This is a genomic window from Parageobacillus thermantarcticus (assembly GCF_900111865.1).
Taxonomy (GTDB): domain Bacteria; phylum Bacillota; class Bacilli; order Bacillales; family Anoxybacillaceae; genus Parageobacillus; species Parageobacillus thermantarcticus.
In genome coordinates, this window is sequence record NZ_FOJS01000091.1 from 1 (window position 1) to 2,583 (window position 2,583).

The 2,583-nt window shown below is 41.9% G+C and carries 3 protein-coding genes; 1 reads left to right on the plus strand and 2 read right to left on the minus strand.

Annotated features, from left to right (window positions below; genetic code table 11):
* The first annotated feature begins 166 nt into the window (after positions 1–166).
* Positions 167–1,042 (plus strand): hypothetical protein, encoded by an 876-nt coding sequence (locus BM278_RS18050; protein ID WP_090952490.1) that lies wholly within the window; start codon positions 167–169, stop codon positions 1,040–1,042.
* Here the strand turns inward: BM278_RS18050 and BM278_RS18055 are convergent.
* The gene (locus BM278_RS18055) at positions 1,023–1,286 is read right to left on the minus strand and encodes a hypothetical protein (RefSeq protein WP_090952493.1); all 264 of its coding nucleotides are present in this window, start codon (positions 1,284–1,286) and stop codon (positions 1,023–1,025) included. The genes BM278_RS18050 and BM278_RS18055 overlap by 20 nt on opposite strands.
* Before the next feature lie 794 nt (positions 1,287–2,080).
* Complete coding sequence (locus BM278_RS18060) at positions 2,081–2,395, minus strand: hypothetical protein (RefSeq protein ID WP_143093496.1); 315 nt, start codon at positions 2,393–2,395, stop codon at positions 2,081–2,083.
* Positions 2,396–2,583: the final 188 nt, after the last annotated feature.

Consider the following 2,583-nt stretch of genomic DNA (forward strand, 5'->3'; position numbering starts at 1 on the left):
ACCAATACCAATACCAATACCAATACCAACACCAACAAAAAACACAGAAAAGTAATTCTAGGGACAGTATACCGCAAAGTAGCAAGATGATCAAGCAATATTTGAACATTTTTGGTGTGAGGGGAAGTGATAAGGTCATAGCCGGAATGAAAGGGGATTTGGGGCTATGGCTTTTGTTGTTGCTTGCGAGAAAGAATACCAAAAACATCAAACGTTTTCCAGCGTCGACGAAATGAATCGGCATATCGCGGAAATGAAAAAGCGCGTTCATTTTACGCCGGCGGAGCTGCGGATTTTGGACGTGATGGCGAAACATTCGTGCAAAGTGATCGGGGCTTGCTGGCTGAAAAAAGCAAATATCATGAAATTGGCCAACGTTGAATCGGAAATTACATTAAGACGTTTCTTCAAGAAGATGCAAAACTATGGCTTTATGAAAATTTATCGTACATATAGAAAGAAAAAAGGCGGCCAATCAAGCAATATTTACGAGTTCCAAAAGGTATTTTCTGAAAATTGTCTAGGCGGTTTGTCTAGGCGTGAAAACGCTGAGAATGAAGGCGCGCCAACAGGCGAAGAGGCCAAAACGAAAACAGAAACTATTATCTCTGAAGCTAAGAGAAATAATAACAATAATAATATTAATAGTATACGTACGAAAAACGTATCCAATAACACATCTTCTGTGCCTGTGGATAAACTTGATGCTTCATACACAAGCAGCAAAGTGCCGCCGGCGTTTCGCGATCTGGTGAAATGCTTTTACGATGATGCCCAAACGATCGAGGAATTTTGGAAAATCATCACCATACAAACGTATAAACTTTCATATTATTCGCTAAATGACCGGATTGCGCTGGCGATCGATTCGTTCCGGCAGATGATCCGGAATATAAAACGCGGGCGCAAAGTGCGGAACATTTTCGGCTATTTCTGGGGAATCGTGGATAAGAAAATCGAATTGGAGTACATCAACATTAAGCTCAAATGGGATTTAGGACTCGATGAGGACAGCGAGGACCTTATTTTTTACATTGCGTAGGTACGTGGGGCAAGCGATTGCGGTCGATAGGAGCATTTCTCTTGCTTCTTCCGCCAATTTTTTTGGATCGCCCGTTAAGATCGGAACAATGATGTTCGCCTTTATCCGAAGTTTTTGCGCCAATGAATTGGAATTCCTTCTCCGCCATGTTCCGATACGCTTTTTTTCGGATTTCATCTGCTGGCCGGGAATGATTGGTCGTTTTCAAAATGCCGAATAATCCTGATAAACGTTGCTGCTTCACGCTACTATCTTCCCTATATTGATTAATTTTTCAAATTAAGAACTTTGAATTTAGAATTATGTTCTAATTAAACAATGTCAAAATCAATTTGGACAACCCCGCAACCAAGCCCCCCTCCTTTCTCTTTCTTGGCGATTGAACAGCACATCGTTTTTCGCGTGTTTCAAAAGGAACTCTTCGCCACTGTAACAAAATCCCCTCATAAGCGGCCACATGTTAGAAATGGCGCCGCATGAAAGCGCGATTGCTTTCCTGATTTTTTCGGAAAACCGCTAAACCGGCAACACGGCGGGAGAACTCTCTTTATCGCTTCTTCGTTTAAAATGGATCGAGAACCTGCGCCGGAAAAAAGCGACATCCAGCCTCAGCTAGAAATGCGCCGGGTTCCTGACCGCAAACGAAAGGACAGAAGGAGATGAAAGAAAGATCCATTTTGCGCTTTCACGCCGTTACGGAGAAAGTGTCGAACCCATTTGGAAAAGGAAATTCTTCATCGAAAACACGAGGTGTAAAACGAGGATTTTTCGTTATGGGAACTTTCTAATTTAATAATTCGATATAATCAGATAAAATCCTTCATAATTTTAAAAATTTTTTTAATAATAAATAAACGTAACTTCCGCCATACCACAAACAACAATAAGATTCAATCGCACTAAAGTGCATGATGAATAGCTCCTTCTGCCGCTGGCAACCTGAAAGATGCGGCGGTATTCGGCATATTTGCCGCTTTACTCGGCGCAAAAACCGGATGGTGGTATCCGATCCAACCATATTTGAAAGCAAGATCGCAATCACCAGCAAAGCCATTCACATATCATTTCCGCTAAAGATGAAACTTCTTGAAAACGAATAAAGACACCGTGCGGCTGTGCAATGGTTGTTTGTAAAAAACAGGCGAAATCCTTATTTAAAAATGGGATATTTCCTCTTTCTTTTCCGTGAAAATACGCGCCTTTGGAGCGGCTGTTTTCATGCCGGGTGGAGAGCAAAGCGCGCTCGTGGAGCTTTTCCGTGAAAATAACGAATCCATGAGCAGTTATTTCATGATTGGATGGTGAGTAAAGCTTACTCATGGATGTCTTAGTTTCAATTTTCGATCCTGCCATGAGAAATTTGCAAAAATCTGTCGGCAATCCCTTTAGGGCGATGGTATAATATGCTTATAAATAGACAAAGCGCCACGCTGGGTTCGGCCGCCCTTGGTGCGTGGCGCTGCAGGCATAAGGCACTACTATGCCTATTTATTCGGTGATGATGTATAAAATTTTGTGTAACACATTTTGCTAGACCAAAA